Below are 17098 nucleotides of genomic sequence, written 5' to 3'. Positions count from 1 at the left end.
GGTCGACCGGGGTGTCGAGCACCAGCCGCGACACCGAGCCCGGGTGGGTCACGGCGTAGCGGACCGCGGTGCGGGCCCCGTCGCCGGCGCCGAGCAGCGACAGCCGGGTGACGCCCCAGCGCTCGCGCAGCGCCTCGAGGTCGTCGGCGGCCCGGTCGGTGGACAGCGACAGCTCGGCGGGGGTCAGCACGTCGGTGCAGGCCTGCGTGGCGTCGCGCCCGGCGCCCAGCACGGTGTCCACGCTCGTCCCGGGGCGGTCGGGGTCGACGTCGAGCAGGTCGGCCCGCTGCCGCGCGGTGAGGCAGTCCAGCGGGGTGGAGGTGCCGGTGCCGCGACGGTCGAGCGCGACCACGGGGTGGGCGGCGAGCAGGTCCGCACCCCCGTCCGTGGCCAGCCGGGCGAGGGTGGTGGTGGACGGGGCGTCGCTGCCCGTGGTGAGCACGACGGGGGCGGCGTCGGCCGGGGTCGTGGCCAGCCGCGCCCGCAGCAGGCCCAGCTCGAGCTGGCCCGTCGTGGCGGGGTCCAGCGGCACCCGCAGCGTGGCGCACTCCAGCGCCAGGCCCGCCGGTCCGGGGCCCAGGCCGAGGGTGGCGCGGGTGCGGGCGGCGCAGTCGGTCCACGCCAGGTCGGTGTCAGGCACCTCCGCCGCCGGCGGTGGGGCCGGCGTGCTCGAGCCCGGGTCGGTGGCGTCGGCGGGGGGCAGCCGGTCGTCGACCACGGCCACCGGTGGGCGCTGCGACGGGCCGGCGCTGCAGCCGGCGGCGAGCACCACGGCCACCCCGAGCGCGCCCGCGAGCCGCGCGACCGTCCTCCCCACCACGGGGCCACCCTGGCAGAGGGCCGGTGACGCCGCCGTGATGGCCGCCGGGGCGGTGGGGAGGTCCCGCCCGTGACGGGGGCCACGGGGACGGCACCGGCCCCGGCCCGCCGATACCCTCCCGGCATGCCCGACCGCCTCGTCGACCGCCGGCCCGAGATCGACCCCTCCGAGCTGGTCGCGGGGATGGTCCCGCCCGGGCGCTTCGGCGACGTGCGGTTCGAGACCTACATCCCCGACCCCGACGAGCCCAGCCAGGCCGAGGCCGTCGCGGCCGGCCGACGGTTCGTCGAGGGCGTCAACTCCTCCCGCGGCCGCCGCAAGGGACTCTTCGGCCGCAAGGAGGCCGCGACGGGCACGGGGCTGTACTTCGACGGCGGGTTCGGCGTGGGCAAGACCCACCTGCTCGCCTCGGTGTGGCACGCGGTCGACGGGGAGAAGGCCTACGGCACGTTCGTCGAGCTGACCAACCTGGTCGGGGCGCTCGGGTTCGCGACCGCGGTGCAGCGGCTGTCGGACCACAAGCTGCTGGCCATCGACGAGTTCGAGCTGGACGACCCGGGCGACACGATGCTGGTCTCCCGGCTGCTGCAGGAGCTGACCGACGCGGGGGTGAGCGTGGCGGCGACGTCGAACACGCTGCCCGACAAGCTCGGTGAGGGCCGGTTCGCCGCCGAGGACTTCCTCCGCGAGATCACCGCCGTCGCCGACAAGTTCGAGGTGTGCCGCGTCGACGGCCCCGACTACCGCCACCGCGACCTGCCCGACGCGCCCCCGCCGCTCGCCGAGGACGCCCTGCTCGAGCGGGCAGCGGCCACCCCGGGGGCCACGCTGGACGACTTCGACGCGCTGTGCCGCCACCTGGCCACGCTGCACCCCTCGCGCTACGGGGCCCTGGTCCGCGGCGTGTCCGCGGTGCACCTGCGCGACGTGACGGCGCTGGCCGACCAGGGGGTGGCGCTGCGTTTCGTGGCCCTGGCCGACCGGCTCTACGACGTCGACATCCCGGTGGCCGTCTCCGGGGTGGCGCTGGACGCCGTGTTCACCGAGGAGATGCTCGCCGGGGGGTACCGCAAGAAGTACCTGCGCGCGATCTCCCGGCTCGTGGCCCTGTCCCGCCTGGAGCCCGCCTCGTCCTGACGGACCTGCCGGGGTGCGCTTGACCGGTCCCGGAGGATCGACGCCATGGGCCACCTCGAGGCGGGCGGGCTGCGCCACGTGCTGCCCGACGGACGCGAGCTCTACCGCGACGTCGGGCTGAAGGTCGGTGAGGGCGCCGTCGTCGCGCTCGTCGGGGCCAACGGGGTCGGCAAGTCGACGCTGCTGCGCACCCTCGCCGGGGAGCTGGCGCCCGAGGCCGGCTCGGTCCGCGTCGTCGGCGGGCTCGCCGTCATGCCGCAGCTCATCGGCTCGGCCACCGACGGCCGCACCGTGGCCGACCTGCTGCTCGACGTCAGCCCGCCGCCGGTGCGCGCCGCGGCCGCGGAGCTGGCGGCGGCGGAGCTGGCCATGATGGACACCGACGACGAGCCCACCCAGATGCGGTACGCCCACGCGCTCTCGGAGTGGGCCGAGGCCGGCGGGTACGAGGCCGAGGTCGGCTGGGACGTGGTGTGCACCGCCGCGCTGGGCGCCACGTTCGAGCGGGCCCGCTTCCGCGACCTCACCACGCTGTCCGGGGGCGAGCAGAAGCGGCTCGCGCTGGAGGCCCTGCTGCGCGGGCAGGCCCAGGTGCTGCTGCTCGACGAGCCCGACAACTACCTCGACGTCCCCGGCAAGCGCTGGCTCGAGGAGCAGCTCGCGGCCACCGGCAAGGCCGTGCTGCTGGTCAGCCACGACCGGGCCCTGCTGGCCGCCGCGGCCACGGCCGTGGTCACCGTCGAGGCCGGCACCGCCTGGACCCACGCCGGCAGCTTCACCACCTGGCCGCAGGCGCGGGAGGCGCGGTGGGAGAAGGTGGCCGAGCTGCGCCGGCGCTGGGCCGAGGAGCACGAGCGGCTGCGCCAGCTGGTGCTGACCCTGCGGGCGCAGGCCGCGAGCAGCCCGGACATGGCCAGCCGCTACCACGCGATGCAGACCCGTTTCGCGACGTTCGAGGCCCAGGGCCCCCCGGCGGAGCTGCCGCGCACCCAACGGCTCGCGCCGCGGCTGACCGGGGCGCGCACCGCGCTGCGCGCCGTCACCTGCACCGACCTGGAGCTCACCGGGCTGATGGCGCCGTTCAGCACCGAGGTCTTCCTCGGCGACCGGGTGGCCGTGCTGGGCTCGAACGGCTCCGGCAAGAGCCACTTCCTGCGGCTGCTGGCCGGGCTGCCCCACGACGGCGCGCCCGGTGCGGTGCCCGCCGTCGCGCACACCGGCACGGCCCGGCTGGGCTCGCGGGTGGTCCCGGGGATGTTCGCCCAGACCCACGCCCACCCCGAGCTGGTGGGGCGCACCCTGCTCGACGTGCTGTGGCACGGCGAGGGCGGGCGGGCCGGGATGGGGCGTTCCGCCGCGTCGTCGGCGCTGGACCGCTACGGGCTCGTCGAGCAGGCCGAGCAGACCTTCGAGACGCTCTCGGGCGGGCAGCAGGCCCGGCTGCAGGTGCTGCTGCTGGAGCTGGGCGGGGCCACCCTGCTGCTGCTCGACGAGCCGACGGACAACCTCGACCTCGTCTCGACCTCGTCTCGGCCGAGGCGCTGCAGGCCGCGCTGACGACGTTCGAGGGCACCGTGCTGGCGGTCACCCACGACCGCTGGTTCGCGGAGAGCTTCGACCGCTTCCTCGTCTTCCGCGCCGACGGGCAGGTGGTGGCCACCGACGCGCCGGTGTGGGACGAGGCCCGGGTGGCCCGCGCCCGGTAGCGGTCAGGCCAGCACGTCGCCCAGCGCCGCCACGGCCAGGTCCACCTCGGCCTCGGTGACCACCAGCGGCGGGGCCAGGCGCAGCGTGGCGCCGTGGGTCTCCTTGCACAGCACGCCGCGCTCCAGCAGCCGCTCGGCGACGGCGCGGCCGGTGCCCCCCGCGAGGTCGACGCCGGCCCAGAGGCCGCGGCCGCGCACCGCCGTCACCCCGTGCCCGACGAGCCCCGCCAGACCGGTGTGCAGCCGCGCCCCGAGCTCGCGGGAGCGCTGCTGGTGCTCCCCGGTGCGCAGCAGGTCCACCACGGCCCGGCCGACGGCACAGGCCAGCGGGTTCCCGCCGAAGGTGGAGCCGTGCTCGCCGGGGCGCAGCACCCCGAGCACGTCGGCCCGCCCGACGACGGCGCTGACGGGCAGGATGCCGCCGCCGAGCGCCTTGCCCAGGGTGTAGAGGTCGGCGCGCACCCCGGCGTGGTCGAGGGCCAGGAGGTCCCCGGTGCGGCCCAGGCCGGACTGGATCTCGTCGGCCACCAGCAGCACCTGGTGGGTGTCGCACAGCTCGCGGACGCGGCGCAGCCAGGCGTCCGGGGGCACCACGACACCGGCCTCGCCCTGGACGGGCTCGATGAGCACCGCCGCGGTCCGCTCGGTGATGGCGGCCTCCAGGGCGAGGGCCTGCGGGTCGTCGGGGCCGTAGGGGACGGTGACGAAGCCGGGGGTGAACGGGCCGAAGTCGGCCCGGGCCTCCGGGTCGGTGGAGAAGCTGACGATGGTGGTGGTGCGGCCGTGGAAGTTGCCGCCGGCCACGATGATCTCCGCGGTGCCGTCGGGCACGCCCTTGACGCGGTGGGCCCACTTCCGCGCCACCTTCACCGCCGACTCGACGGCCTCCGCGCCGGAGTTCATCGGCAGCACCATCTCGGTGCCGGTGAGCTCGGCCAGCTCGGCGCAGAACGGGCCCAGCTGGTCGTGGTGGAAGGCGCGGCTGGTCAGGGTGACCCGACCCAGCTGCTCGACGGCGGCGGCGACCAGGGCGGGGTGGCGGTGCCCGAAGTTGAGCGCCGAGTAGCCGGCCAGCAGGTCCAGGTAGCGCCGGCCGTCGACGTCGGTGACCCAGGCGCCCTCGGCAGTGGCCACCGTGACCGGGAGCGGGTGGTAGTTGTGCGTGCTCCAGCGGTCCTCGAGACCGGTCAGCTCGGCGGCCAGGGCGGACGTGCGGGCGGGCGCGGCGGCGGTCATGCAGCCAGGCTAGGGCCGTCCCCGCCGGCGATCACTGCTGCCGGGGTGCGTCCGGCCGGCTGATCGTGTCGTCGCACGCCGCCGCGGTGGCGGTTCGTTGCGTGGTCGTGGGTCCCTCCGGCCCCGCCGCGTCCGGTCGGCGGCGCGGCGGGGCGTGGCAGGCTGGGCGCACCCGACCCCCCTGGAGGACCCCCGTGCCCGTTCGTCGTGCCGCCGCGGCCGCACTGCTCACCACCGTGCTGGCCGGTGGTCTCGCCGCGTGCTCGCAGGACGCCGGGGGCACTGCGGCCCCGACCACCGGCGCCGCCACGAGCAGCGCCGCCCCGAGCAGCGCGGGTCCTGGCAGCGCCGCGCCGAGCAGCGCCGCCCCGAGCAGCGCGGCCGAGGCCGGCCCCGCCGCCGTGTGCAGCCGCCTCACCCAGGGCCGCGCCAACGCCCGGCAGGTCGTCACCACCGCCAGCGCGAAGCCGGTGCTGCGGCCGTCGTTGGCGCTGCTGCTGCTGAGCCTGCGCACCGAGGCCACGGCCGGGGCGCAGGCCGCGGCCCCGGTCGGGCCGGCGCTGACCGAGCTGGCCGCGGCCATCGACGACCTCGACGCCCAGGCCGGGGCCGCGCTGCCCCCGGGCGCGGAGGCCGGGTCGACCCCGGTCACGGTCGACCCGGCGCGCCTGGCCGCGGCGCTGGACCGGGTCGACGCCGCGTGCGGCTCGGCGGGCTGAGCACCGTGGCACCCGCGGTGGGGGTCGGGGAGGCGACGGCCGCGCTGCAGGTCGAGCCGGGGACGTGCCCGGACCTGGCCTCGTTCGACTGCCGGGCGACCCCGGTGGGCCCGCGCCGCAAGTCCGCCGGGGCCGCCGCGCTGGACGGCCTCGCCGGCGAGCTCGACCACCTGCACCGGGCGCTGTGGGCGCAGGAGGGCCGCGCCCGGGCGAGCGCCGACCCGGGCGACGGGCGGCGGGTGCTGGTGGTGCTGCAGGGGGTCGACACCGCGGGCAAGGGCGGGGCGGTGCGCCACCTGAGCCGGCTGCTCGACCCGCAGGGCGTGCGGGTGGCCGCGTTCGGCAGGCCCACCGCCGCCGAGCTGGAGCACCACTACCTGTGGCGGGTGCGCCGCGGCCTGCCCGGCCCGGGGCAGGTGGGGGTGTTCGACCGCTCCCACTACGAGGACGTGCTGGTGCCGCGGGTCGAGCAGCTCGTCGCCCCCGCGGTGTGGGACGCCCGCCACGACGAGGTCAACGACTTCGAGGCCGAGCTGGTGGCCTCGGGCACCACCGTGCTCAAGGTGCTGCTCGCCCTGTCGCCCGAGGAGCAGAAGGCCCGGCTGCTGGCCCGCCTGGACGACCCCGAGGCGCAGTGGAAGTACAGCCCCGACGACCTGGCCGCCCGGGCCCGGTGGAGCAGCTACCGCGACGCCTACACCGACGTCGTCACCCGCTGCGGCACCGTCGCCGCGCCGTGGCACGTCGTCCCCGCCGACCGGAAGTGGTACCGCACCTGGGCCGTGGCGGCGCTGCTCCGCGACGCGCTGGCCCACCTCGAGCCGCGGTTCCCGGCCCCGACCTACGACGTGGCCGCCGCCCGCGCCGCGCTGACCACGGCCGACCCGCTGGCCTGAGCGGGCTCAGCCGGGGTTGCGGGCCAGGAAGTCCGCCGCCGCCCGGCGGCCGTTGGCCGTGACCTGCGCGCGCTGGGCGGGGCTCGCGCCGAACTCGACGACGCCCACCGGTGAGGTGTCGACGAGGATGGTCCGCTCGGCCACCCCGGGCCGGTCGAGGTAGGTCTGGTCGTGGCCGACGACCGCGGTGGTGAGGGTCCGGACCAGGACGTCGAGCGGGCGCGGGGTGAACCGGCCGAACGGCAGCGGGGCGTCGGTGCCGGGCACGTCGGGGGAGTTGCGCACCCCCCACGTCGGCCACCGCGGGGGCACCGTGTCGGTGCGGTCGAAGACCTCGAGGGGGAAGTTGCTCAGCACCCCGCCGTCGACGAGCGTCAGGTCCAGCCCCGTGGCCGGGGCGTGGAGCACCTGCGGGTCGAAGTACAGCGGGATCGAGATCGACGCCCGCACGGCGTCGGCGACGAGCTGCGCGTCGGGGTCGAGGCCCAGCGCCGCGTAGTCCCACGGCAGCCGCAGCAGCCGGCCGCGGGTGATGTCGGTGGCGGTCACCACGAGCGACCAGAGCTGGTGGCCGGGCACGCGCTGGTCGGCGCCCGGGTCGTCGCGGCGCAGGTCGGCGAACGTGCGTACGCCGAGCGCGGCGAGCTCGTCGCGCAGCCAGTCGTGCAGGTAGTCGCCCTCGTAGGCGCCCCCGGAGAGCAGCAGCGAGAGGCCCTCGCCGAGCAGCGGCACGGGCAGTGCGCCGCGGTCGGGCACCCGCCGGTAGTCGAGCCGCTCGAGCAGCGACTGCAGCTGCGCGCTGCTGGCGCCGGCGGCGACGAAGCAGCCGACGACCGCCCCGGCGGACGTGCCGCACACCCGCGGGAACTCGACCCCGGCCGCCATGAGCTCGAGCACCGCCCCCGCCGCGCCGAGGCCCTTGAGGCCACCGCCCTCGAGCACCAGGTCCGCTCTGCGCACGTCGCCCCCTCACCCGTCGGGCCGCCGTCGACCCACCGTCGACCAGCCCCGCCCCGCAGCGTGGCAGACGGGACCGACGACCACCGTGACCGCCGGGGTCACGGCGGCGGTGGTCGTCGGTACTGTGCCGCCATGAAGGTGCCCTGCCCCCAGTGCCTGTCCAACGTGACCCTCGTCGACCCCGGCTCGGCCGAGCGCACCCGCTGGCAGACCCTCGCCCTGGCCGACCACACGGCCCGCGTCGCGCCCGGGACCGAGCCGGAGCTCTGCGGCGCGTCGGGGCGGCCGTACCAGGACGTCGCCGCCGACCAGCCCGACGGCGAATAGCGGCCCGGCCGGCCGGACGCTGCCGACCGCCGCCTCCGCGGGGTGGCCCGCGTCACGTCGCGCTACGCTTGACCGATCCCGTGACCGCGCCAGTGGCGGGCGCCACGGCCCCCGACCGGGGCAACCGCCGCCTCGTGCCGGGGTCGTCTGCCACCATCACGGCACCCACGGCCGCTCCCGGCGGAGCCGCGCGCGCCGAGGTCCACGACGAAGGAGTCGCGCACGTGCTGATCGGAGTCCTCAAGGAGGCCCGTCCGGGGGAGACCCGGGTCGCGGCCACGCCCGCCACCGTGGTCCAGCTGCAGAAGCTGGGCTACGACGTCGTGGTCGACCCCGGGGCGGGGGAGGCGTCGACGTTCACCGACACCGCCTACGCCGAGGCCGGTGCCACCACGGGGGACGCCACCCGGGCCGACGTCGTGCTGGGGGTCAACGCGCCCTCGGCCGACCAGCTCGACCGGCTGCGCCCCGGCGCCACCGTCGTCGGCGTGCTCAACCCGCGCCTCGACCCCGACCTCGTCGCCGACCTGGCCCGCCGCCCGGTCACCGCCCTGGCCATGGACGCGGTGCCCCGCATCTCCCGGGCGCAGTCGATGGACGTGCTGTCCTCGATGGCCAACATCGCCGGCTACCGAGCGGTCGTCGAGGCCGCGCACGTCTTCGGCCGCTTCTTCACCGGGCAGGTCACCGCCGCGGGCAAGGTGCCGCCGGCGCGGGTGCTGGTGTGCGGGGCCGGGGTGGCCGGGCTGGCCGCGATCGGCGCCGTCGGCGGCATGGGCGCCGTCGTCCACGCCACCGACCCGCGCCCCGAGGTGGCCGACCAGGTGAAGTCCCTGGGCGGGGAGTACCTGGCGGTGCCGGTGCCCGACGCACCCGACGAGGGGCCGGGCACCGGGTACGCCAGGGAGATGGGCGCGGACTACGAGGCCCGCGCCGCCGCGCTGTACGCCGAGACCGTGCCCGGCATGGACGTCGTCATCACCACCGCGCTCATCCCCGGCCGCCCCGCGCCCCGGCTGCTCACCGCGGAGATGGTGGCGTCGATGAAGCCGGGGTCGGTCATCGTCGACATGGCCGCGGCCAACGGCGGCAACGTCGAGGGCACCGTCAAGGACGAGGCCGTCGTCACCGCCAACGGCGTCACGATCATCGGCTACACCGACCTCGCCGGCCGGCTGCCGGCCCAGGCCTCGCAGCTCTACGGCACCAACCTGGTCAACCTGGTCAAGCTGATGACGCCGAACGGCGACGGCGAGCTCGTGCTCGACCACGACGACGTGGTGCAGCGCTCGATCACCGTGGTCCGCGACGGCGAGCTGATGTGGCCGCCCCCGCCGGTGGAGGTCTCCGCCGCCCCCGTCGCCGCCGCGCCGGCGAAGGCCCCGGTGCAGGCGGAGCCGAAGGCCCCCGCCTCCCTCGCGCGGCGGCTGGGCGTGGTCACCGCGGCCGCGGTGGTGCTGGGGCTGCTCGTGGCGGCCGCCCCGCCCGCCCTGCTCGGCCCGCTCACGGTGTTCGCGCTGGCGATCGTGGTCGGCTACTACGTCATCGGCAAGGTGCACCACGCCCTGCACACGCCGCTGATGAGCGTCACCAACGCCATCTCCGGGATCGTCGTGGTGGGGGCGCTGCTGCAGATCGGCCGCGGCAGCACCGTCGTCACGGTCGTGTCGTTCTTCGCGGTGCTGCTGGCCAGCATCAACGTCTTCGGCGGCTTCGCCGTCACCCGCCGGATGCTCGCCATGTTCAGCCGCAGCTGAGCCCGGCGCAGGAGAGAAGGAACCCTCGAATGTCCGTCCAGACCGCCGCGTCCGCGGCCTACATCGTCGCCGCGCTGCTGTTCATCCTCGCCCTGGCGGGGCTGTCCAAGCACGAGAGCGCCACGCTCGGCAACGGCTTCGGCATGATCGGCATGGCCGTGGCGCTCGTGGCCACCGTCGTCCTCGCGCTCGACCGCGGCCTGTCCGGCCTGGGGCTGGGGCTGCTGCTGCTGGCCACCGCGATCGGGGCGGCCATCGGCATCGCCCGCGCCCGGTCGGTGGAGATGACCGGCATGCCCGAGCTCATCGCGCTGCTGCACTCCTTCGTCGGCCTCGCCGCCGTGCTCGTCGGCTGGAACGGCTACCTCGAGGTCGAGGCCCACCCGGACGGGGCCGAGGCGGCCGCGCTGGACGCCGTGGGCACCCTGGGCATCCACCACGGCGAGGTGTTCATCGGCGTGTTCATCGGTGCCGTCACCTTCACCGGCTCGGTGGTCGCCTTCGGCAAGCTGTCGGGGCGGATCAGCTCCAGCCCGCTGGTGCTGCCGGGCAAGAACGCGCTGAACCTCGGTGCGCTGGTCGCGTTCGTCGTGCTGACGGCGTGGTTCGTCGTCTCGCCCGCGCTGTGGCTGCTCGTCGCCGTCACCCTCGTCGCGCTCGCGCTGGGCTGGCACCTCGTCGCCTCCATCGGCGGCGGCGACATGCCCGTGGTGGTGTCGATGCTGAACAGCTACTCCGGCTGGGCCGCGGCGGCGTCGGGCTTCCTGCTGGAGAACAACCTGCTCATCATCACCGGGGCGCTGGTCGGCTCGTCGGGTGCCTACCTCAGCTACATCATGTGCAAGGCCATGAACCGGTCGTTCCTGTCGGTCATCTCCGGCGGCTTCGGCATCGTGGCGTCCAGCGGGGACGACACCGACTACGGCGAGCACCACGAGATCACCGCCGAGGGCGTGGCCGACCTGCTGCTCGACGCCGAGCGCGTCATCATCGCCCCCGGCTACGGCATGGCCGTGGCCCAGGCCCAGCACGGCGTGGCCGGCCTGACGCGCCTGCTGCGCGAGCGCGGCACCGACGTGAAGTTCGGCATCCACCCCGTCGCCGGCCGGCTGCCCGGGCACATGAACGTGCTGCTGGCCGAGGCCAAGGTGCCCTACGACATCGTCCTCGAGCTCGACGAGATCAACGACGACTTCGCCGACACCGACGTCGTCCTCGTCATCGGCGCCAACGACACCGTCAACCCCGCCGCGGCGGAGGACCCGGGCAGCCCCATCGCGGGGATGCCGGTGCTGACGGTGTGGGACGCCAAGCAGGTGGTGGTGTTCAAGCGGTCCATGGCCTCGGGCTACGCCGGGGTGCAGAACCCGCTGTTCTTCCGGGACAACACGGCGATGATCTTCGGCGACGCCAAGGACCGGGTCGAGGACATCCTGCGGGCGCAGGCCGCCGCCCGGGTGGGCTGAGCGCGAGCGGCGGCCGCCCCGGCGGCGGCCCGCGATCAGGTCCGGCGGCGGTTCCCGATCGGGCCCGAGCGCAGCGCCCGGCGCAGCAGGTCGACCCCGGTGCGGGGCCGCAGCGGCGGGCTCGGGGTGCTGCGGCCCGCCACGGCCGCGTCGACCACCTCGCGCAGCGCGTCGAGCGGTGCGACCGCGGGTGACCACCCCAGCACCTCGCGGGCACGGGTGGTGTCGAGCTGGGGCACCGAGAACGCCAGGTCCACCCAGCCGGGCTCGAGCGCCTGCAGCCGGGCCCGCCAGCTCAGGCCCACGAGCCGGCTGAGCACGGGCGCGGGCAGGTGCACCCCGCGTGCCCCGAGGGCGGTGGCGAAGTCGTCCCGGGTGAGCGGCGGGTCGGCGGCGAGGTTGAACGCCCCGCCCACCGGGTCGCCCAGCGCGCGGACCACCGCGTCGGCCACGTCGGTGGAGTGGACTACCGGCACCAGCAGCGCCCGGTCGGCCGGCAGCACCGGCAGCAGCCGCAGCACCGCGGTGGGCAGGTAGCCGGGCAGGAAGTAGCGGACCAGGCCGCTGGCCGCGTCACCCTGCAGCACCACGCCGGGGCGCAGCCGGGTGATCACCGGTGCCCCGTCGGTGCCCTCCGCGTCGTCGAGCAGCGCCTCCGCCGCGGCCTTGTGGCGGCTGTACTGCGAGGTCGGCATGCCGCCGTGGGGGAAGTCCTCGGTGACGGGGGTGCGGTCCGTCGCGGGGGAGTAGGCCCCGACCGAGGACATGTGCACGAGGTGGGGGACGCCGGCCTCGCGCACGGCCGCGAGCACCGCCCGGGTGCCGCCGACCCCGGTGCGCTCCAGGTACGCCTCGTCCCGGGTGGGCTGGAACCCCCACGCGAGGTGCACCACGGCGTCGACCCCGGCCAGCAGCGGCACGAGGCGCTCCGCGGCGTCCGGCTCGGCCAGGTCGAGCGCGTGGAAGGTGGCGGTGTCGTAGGGCGGCACCGCGGGCGGGGGCCGGCGGACCACGCCGAGCACCTCGGGCGGCTGGGGTGCGGCGGTCAGGCGGCGGAGCACGGCGGTGCCGACGTTGCCGGACGCGCCGGTGACGAGGACGCGGCGCAGCGGGGTGGTGGGGCTGCTCACCGCACGCTCACCCGGCCCTCGCGACGCTCGACCCGACCGACGGCCAGGCGCAGCACCCGGCCCACGGCGAGGACGACCCGGGTGTAGCCGGGGGTGGGGCCGTGGTAGCCGAACAGGCCCCGCGGGCCGGAGACCATTCGCCCGCTGCGCACGTCGTAGCGGCTCTGGTGCCAGGGGCAGACCAGGCAGCCGTCGGCGTCGACCGTGCCCCGGCTGAGGTCGGCGAGCTGGTGGCGGCAGCGGCGCGAGACGGCGAAGTCCTCGCCGCCGCTGGTGCCCACCGCCCAGCGCCCCACCCGGGTGGGTGGCGGGTCGCTCGGTGCGGTGGTCGACGGGTCGGGCACGGGGCCTCCTGCGGCTCGGGTGATCACCCAGGATGGGGTCCGTGCCCGGCCCGTGCCGGGTGGAGCGGTGCGACGGTCGCCGCGGCGGACGTCCCCACCGTCAGGAGTCGGGGCCCGGCGCGTCGGCCTGCGCCCGGTCCGCGAGCTCGTCGGAGGGCGCGGCGGTGGGCCCCCCGGGCCCGGTGAGGGGTGCCGGGCGACCGAACAGGAACCCCTGCACCGTGGTGCACCCGTGGTCGGCCAGCCACACCGCCTGCTCCGGGGTCTCGACACCCTCGGCCACGCAGTCCAGCCCCATCGCCGACGAGAGCTGGACCAGCCCGTCGACCAGTCCGGCGGCGGTGGGGTTCTCGAGGTCGGCGACGAAGCTGCGGTCGACCTTGACGGCGTCGATGGGCAGCCGGTGCAGCGCGGTGATGCTCGACTGGCCGGTGCCGAAGTCGTCCAGGGCCAGCGCGACCCCCAGCTCGGTCACCCGGTCCACCGCCGCGAGGGTCGAGCGGGTGGCGGTCAGGACGAGCGTCTCGGTGATCTCCAGGCACAGCCGTGCGGCAGGCAGCCCGGTCTCGGCGAGCACGGCGCCGACGTGCTCGACGAACCCGCTCGAGGCGAGGTGGCGGGGGGAGACGTTGACGTGCACCACCGCGTCGTCGTCCCAGCCCGCCGCGTCCCGGCAGGCGTGCCGCAGCACCCACTCGCCGACGGGCACGGTCAGCGGGCCGCGCTCGGTGACGGGCAGGAACTCGGCGGGCGCCAGCAGACCCCGCTCCGGGTGCTGCCAGCGCAGCAGCGCCTCCCGGGCCACCACGCGCACCGGGGACGCGCTGTGCCCGAGCGCCACGATGGGCTGGTAGTGCAGCACCAGCTCGTCGCGGCGGACCGCGTCGGCGACCTCCCCCTCGAGGATGAGGCGCTCGACGGCGGCCACCTCCGTGGCCTCGGCGTGGGCGTTCACCCGACCGCGCCCGCTGCGCTTCGCGCCGAACACCGCCTCGTCCGCCCGGGCGAGCAGGTCGCGCGCGGTCCCGCTGCTGCCGGTGACGGTCCCGACGCTTGCCGAGATCGCGACGTCGTGCCCACCGGCCTGGAAGGGCTCGGCGAGCACGGCGCAGATGCGGTCCCCGAGCTCGTCGAGCTGCACGACGTGCTCCACGTCCTCCCGCACCACGACGAACTCGTCCCCGCCGAGGCGTCCCAGGGTGTCGGTGCTCCGCACCACGCCGGACAGGCGCCGGGCGACCTGCTGCAGCAGGTCGTCTCCGACGTCGTGGCCGAGGGTCTCGTTGACGATGCGGAAGTGGTCGAGGTCGACGAACAGCACCCCCACCTCGCTGCCGCCCCGCCCCGCCCGCTCCAGCGACCGGGAGATCCGCTCGACCAGCACCACCCGGTTGGCCAGCCCGGTGAGCGCGTCGGTGACGGCGGCGCGGGCGAGCTCCGCCGCGGCCGCCTTGCGCGCGGTGATGTCCTGCAGCTGGACCAGCAGGTGGCGCACCCCGCCGACGGCGGGCAGCCGGACGATCGTGCGCAGGCCCCAGACCACGCTGCCGTCGGGCCGCAGGAACGTGTGCTCGGACTCGTGGCTGGCCAGCTCCCCGGCCGCCACCGCGAGCACACCGGGCGACGAGGACACGGCGGCGGGGTCGCTGGCGAACTCGGCCAGGGCGTGGCCCACCAGCTCCTCGGTGGGCCGCCCGAGGAACGTGCACAGCGCCGTGTTGACCCGGGTCAGGGTGCCGTCGAGCCGGCGCAGCGCGACCCCGATCGTCGCGGTCTCCATCGCCACCTCGAACAGCCGCACGGCCGCGTCGCGCTCGGCCTCGGCCTCGACCCGGGTGGTCACGTCGCGGCGCGAGGTGACCACCTGGGGCTCGTCGTCCCCGCCGGTCACGACGTGCGCCGTGGTCTCGATCCACCGGTAGCCGCCGTCGCGGTGCCGCATCCGCTTGCGGACCGCGGTGAGCTCGCCGCCCTGCTCGAGCACGCGTCGGACGTGGTCGGCCACCGACACGTCGTCGGGGTGCACGAGGTCGTCGCTCCGGGTGCCCACCAGGTCGTCGGGGTGGTGGCCCAGGCCGTCGAGGTAGCTGGGGGAGGCCCACAGGAAGGTGGAGTCGAGCAGCTGCCACGCCACCATGTCCGAGCTGTTCTCCGCGACGAGCCGGTGCAGCCGCTCGGAGTCCTGCAGTGCCAGGACCGCCAGCCGCTCGCCGGTGACGGGTGTGAAGGCGGACACCGCGGCCCAGGGCGTGGTCTCGCCCTCGCGTACCAGGGGGACGGCGGTGACGTCGAGCCAGACGTGCCGGCCGGGGTCGTCGCTGCCCGGCCGGTACACCCCGAGCAGCGCCTGCACCGCGACGCCGCTCCGCACCGCCCGCACCGAGGGGTGCTGCGACCCGGGCACCCGCCGGCCCTGCGCGTCCACGCTGGACCACCGCGGGTCCTGCGACTGCCGCCCCTGCAGCTGGTCCAGGGTGACGCCGAGGATCTCCTGCGACTCGACCGACGCGGCGACGATCTTCGCGGTCGGCGACTGCACCGCGAAGCCGGAGCCCGGCGGGGCACCGGACAGCCCGGCCGCCTCGACCAGCTCGCCGAGGGGCGGGTACAGCGGGGACGCGCCCGGCACGGCACACCTCGGGGTCTGGGAGGCGCCACCACGGTGGATGACGTGGGCAGGGCCAACCGTAACGGCGCGCGACGGGTCCTGTCAGCCGTTCCGGTGACCGCGCGGCGTCCCGGCCAGCGCCGCGCGCAGCGCCGGCTCGACCCCGTCGGCGATCGCCGCGTACCCCGCGTCGTTGGGGTGGAAGAAGTCCCCGGCCAGCCGTCCGCGCCACGACGTCGGGCCGGTGACCCGCAGGTCGACCATGACGACCCGGCCCGCCGCGGCGGCGGCCTCCACCGGGGCGTTGGCCCGGCCGGCGGCGCGGGTCGGCTGGGGCAGGGTGGTCACGAGGGTGCCGTGCGGCACCCGCGCCACGAGGTCGGTGAACGCCGCGCCGAGCGCCTGCCGGCGGACGGAGCCGCCGAACAGGTCGTTCGAGCCCACCATCACCGTGACCACTTCGTCGTCGCGCAGCCCGACCTGCTCGAGCGCGGGCAGCTGCTGGTCGAGCACGTCGGAGACGCAGGCGCCGGTCGCCGAGAGGTTGACCACCTGCAGCTGGTGCCCGTCCGCGGCGAGCCGGTGGCTGAGCTGCCCGACCCACCCGTGCTGGTACGTCGAGGCCCCGATGCCCTGGGACAGGGAGTCCCCGAGCACGACCCAGCGGCGGCCGGGCCCGGCGAGCGCCGCCAGGTTGTGCGCCCGCCACGCCCGCGCGTACGGCTCGACCTGGTCCCACACCCGGCCCACGCCGGGCAGCACGGCGCCCATGGCCCGCACGACCCGGCCGGGAGGACGCCCCGTCCGGTTGTCGTAGTCGAAGGCGGGGGACACCGGGCGGAGACTAGGTCCAGTAGAGGATCCGCGCCTGCGGCAGCCGGGCGCCGAGCTCGGTGGTGAACCACGACTTGAGCTCGGCCATCTCCTCGCGCCGGTAGACGAACTTGACCCCGCCGAACTTGGAGCGCTTCTCGCTGCGGGCGTCCTCGTCCATCTCGAGCTTGGTGCCCGGGTACCACTCGAGCAGCACCTCCTTGCTGCCCGGGGTGAAGCGGTGGGTGATGAGCTCGGCGGTGAGGTCGAGGTCGGGCACGTCGGCGAGCTCGGTGCGGGCGAGGTCGAGCAGCGCGCCGTACCCCTCGCGCCACCCGGGCACCGGCATGACCGGGGCGATGGTGAGCCCGAGGCGGTAGCCGGCCATCCCGAGGGAGCGCAGCGCGGCCAGTCGGGCGGGCACGGACGCCGTCCCGCCCTCGAACCGGCCCGCCACACCTGCCGCGTTCACCGACACCCGCACCCGGGTGCGGCGACCGTGGGGCAGCTCGAGCAGCGGGGCCACGTCGTCGAACTTGGTGGTGAACCGCAGCGAGACGTCGTCACCGAGCTCGCCGCGGCCGGCGCGGGCGATCGCCTCGGACAGCGACCCGGTGACGTGCTCGATGCCGAGCGGGTCGGTGTAGCAGGACAGCTCGAAGGTGGTGCCCTCGTGCCCGCGCTCGGCGGTGCCGCTGGTGACGTGGCCCTGCCCGGCGTGGGCGGGGATCTCGGCGAGCACCGCGTCGAGGTTGGCGTGCACCCGCGTGACGGGCGGCCCGGTGAGCGACCCGGCCAGGTAGCAGTACTGGCAGTGCGCCGGGCAGCCGCGGGCCAGGTCGATGCGCCAGTCCGCGCTGGGCGGGATCGGCTGCGGGCGCAGCAGGCTCGGCGGTGCGACCACCACGGCCAGGGTCTTCTTGGCCCGCGCGTAGGTCTCGCGCTCGGAGTCCCCGCGCATCCCCGTCAGCCGGTCCCCGCGCTCCACCACGATGTCGGTGACCCCGGCCGCCTCGCAGCGGCGCACCACCTCGGCGGTGTGGGGCAGCTCGGCCGCGGAGCGGGTGATGCGCACGTGCGCGGGCAGCCACGGTCGGCGTGGTCGGGTGGGGGAGCGGGGCACCCGTCCAGCGTCCCCCCGGTGGCCGCCCACCGCCCGGCGGGCCTCGCCCCGCGGTG

14 protein-coding genes and 1 pseudogene are annotated in these 17098 nt (G+C 76.2%); 7 read left to right on the top strand and 8 right to left on the bottom strand.

What is annotated here, in order from left to right:
• Window positions 1-820 (bottom strand): alpha/beta fold hydrolase (locus tag ACYVOF_RS00540; RefSeq protein ID WP_460863289.1); only part of this gene is annotated, 820 nt, incomplete at its 3' end.
• 123 nt (window positions 821-943) lie between these two features.
• Between ACYVOF_RS00540 and zapE the strand changes: the two genes are divergently transcribed.
• Both zapE and ACYVOF_RS00530 read left to right on the top strand, forming a co-directional pair.
• Window positions 944-1957, top strand: a complete 1014-nt coding sequence (gene zapE, locus ACYVOF_RS00535; protein WP_460863288.1) for a cell division protein ZapE — start codon at window positions 944-946, stop codon at window positions 1955-1957.
• A gap of 45 nt (window positions 1958-2002) precedes the next feature.
• Window positions 2003-3663 (top strand): annotated as a pseudogene (locus ACYVOF_RS00530) (ATP-binding cassette domain-containing protein).
• Between the two features lie 3 nt (window positions 3664-3666).
• Here the strand turns inward: ACYVOF_RS00530 and rocD are convergent.
• Entirely contained in the window at window positions 3667-4899 is a 1233-nt protein-coding gene (rocD, locus tag ACYVOF_RS00525) for an ornithine--oxo-acid transaminase (protein ID WP_460863287.1), read from the bottom strand.
• Window positions 4900-5093: 194 nt separating this feature from the next.
• Between rocD and ACYVOF_RS00520 the strand changes: the two genes are divergently transcribed.
• Together ACYVOF_RS00520 and ACYVOF_RS00515 are read left to right on the top strand one after the other, a co-directional pair.
• Window positions 5094-5618 carry a hypothetical protein gene (locus tag ACYVOF_RS00520; RefSeq protein ID WP_460863285.1) on the top strand — a complete coding sequence of 175 codons (525 nt, stop codon included), beginning with the start codon at window positions 5094-5096 and terminating at the stop codon, window positions 5616-5618.
• 5 nt (window positions 5619-5623) lie between these two features.
• On the top strand, window positions 5624-6514 hold the full coding sequence (locus ACYVOF_RS00515) for a PPK2 family polyphosphate kinase (protein WP_460863284.1): 891 nt from the start codon (window positions 5624-5626) through the stop codon (window positions 6512-6514).
• Between the two features lie 6 nt (window positions 6515-6520).
• On the opposite strand, the gene ACYVOF_RS00510 is transcribed toward ACYVOF_RS00515, so the two are convergent.
• Window positions 6521-7474 (bottom strand): patatin-like phospholipase family protein, encoded by a 954-nt coding sequence (locus ACYVOF_RS00510; protein ID WP_460863281.1) that lies wholly within the window; start codon window positions 7472-7474, stop codon window positions 6521-6523.
• Window positions 7475-7606: 132 nt separating this feature from the next.
• Here ACYVOF_RS00510 and ACYVOF_RS00505 point away from each other — a divergent pair, with 132 nt between their 5' ends.
• From ACYVOF_RS00505 to pntB, 3 genes are all read left to right on the top strand, one after another.
• Window positions 7607-7801, top strand: coding sequence for a hypothetical protein (locus ACYVOF_RS00505; protein WP_460863279.1), 195 nt, complete (start codon window positions 7607-7609; stop codon window positions 7799-7801).
• Between the two features lie 224 nt (window positions 7802-8025).
• Window positions 8026-9558, top strand: coding sequence for a Re/Si-specific NAD(P)(+) transhydrogenase subunit alpha (locus ACYVOF_RS00500; protein ID WP_460863277.1), 1533 nt, complete (start codon window positions 8026-8028; stop codon window positions 9556-9558).
• Window positions 9559-9587: 29 nt separating this feature from the next.
• Window positions 9588-11024 carry a Re/Si-specific NAD(P)(+) transhydrogenase subunit beta gene (gene pntB / locus ACYVOF_RS00495; RefSeq protein WP_460863276.1) on the top strand — a complete coding sequence of 479 codons (1437 nt, stop codon included), beginning with the start codon at window positions 9588-9590 and terminating at the stop codon, window positions 11022-11024.
• 35 nt (window positions 11025-11059) lie between these two features.
• Here pntB and ACYVOF_RS00490 read toward each other — a convergent pair whose 3' ends face one another.
• The 5 genes from ACYVOF_RS00490 to ACYVOF_RS00470 all read right to left on the bottom strand — a co-directional run bounded on the left by ACYVOF_RS00490 (window position 11060) and on the right by ACYVOF_RS00470 (window position 17042).
• Window positions 11060-12154 carry an NAD-dependent epimerase/dehydratase family protein gene (locus tag ACYVOF_RS00490; protein WP_460863274.1) on the bottom strand — a complete coding sequence of 365 codons (1095 nt, stop codon included), beginning with the start codon at window positions 12152-12154 and terminating at the stop codon, window positions 11060-11062.
• Window positions 12151-12498 (bottom strand): Rieske (2Fe-2S) protein, encoded by a 348-nt coding sequence (locus tag ACYVOF_RS00485; RefSeq protein WP_460863272.1) that lies wholly within the window; start codon window positions 12496-12498, stop codon window positions 12151-12153. The genes ACYVOF_RS00490 and ACYVOF_RS00485 overlap by 4 nt, the downstream gene beginning before the upstream one ends.
• A 100-nt stretch (window positions 12499-12598) precedes the next feature.
• Window positions 12599-15127 carry a sensor domain-containing protein gene (locus ACYVOF_RS00480; RefSeq protein ID WP_460863271.1) on the bottom strand — a complete coding sequence of 843 codons (2529 nt, stop codon included), beginning with the start codon at window positions 15125-15127 and terminating at the stop codon, window positions 12599-12601.
• An 81-nt stretch (window positions 15128-15208) separates the two neighbouring features.
• On the bottom strand, window positions 15209-15940 hold the full coding sequence (locus ACYVOF_RS00475) for an SGNH/GDSL hydrolase family protein (protein ID WP_460863269.1): 732 nt from the start codon (window positions 15938-15940) through the stop codon (window positions 15209-15211).
• A 10-nt stretch (window positions 15941-15950) separates the two neighbouring features.
• Entirely contained in the window at window positions 15951-17042 is a 1092-nt protein-coding gene (locus ACYVOF_RS00470; RefSeq protein ID WP_460863267.1) for an SPL family radical SAM protein, read from the bottom strand.
• Between the last annotated feature and the right edge of the window lie 56 nt (window positions 17043-17098).

Source organism: Rhodococcus aerolatus (assembly GCF_054783215.1).
The sequence above is the reverse complement of the archived record's forward strand: the minus strand, read 5'-3'. Positions and strand labels throughout refer to the sequence as shown.